This window comes from Flagellimonas flava (assembly GCF_050617915.1).
Classification (GTDB): Bacteria; Bacteroidota; Bacteroidia; order Flavobacteriales; family Flavobacteriaceae; genus Flagellimonas; species Flagellimonas flava_A.
In genome coordinates this window covers 1-232 of record NZ_JBODQE010000219.1, presented here as the reverse complement: position 1 = coordinate 232, position 232 = coordinate 1, and the positions used below count along the sequence as shown (strand labels likewise).

Sequence of the window (232 nt, the reverse complement as noted above, 5' to 3'; positions counted from 1 at the left end):
GTCATTCCAAACAAGATGGACAAAAACCACCGAATATTGTATTCTTTTTTGTGGATGACATGGGTTGGCAAGACACTTGGGTCCCATTTCATACAGAGTTGACGCAACTGAACAAAATGTACCATACTCCAAACATGGAACACTTGGCCAATGAGGGGATGAAATTCACCCACGCCTATGCTACGGCTGTATGCTCACCATCACGTGTTAGCCTGATGACAGGTCTTAATGC

1 protein-coding gene is annotated in these 232 nt (G+C 44.4%); it reads left to right on the top strand.

Annotated elements, in window-relative coordinates; translation table 11 throughout:
- Positions 1–232, top strand: a 232-nt coding sequence (locus ACRHOZ_RS21595) for a sulfatase-like hydrolase/transferase (RefSeq protein ID WP_431130477.1), incomplete at both ends; no start/stop codon positions are given.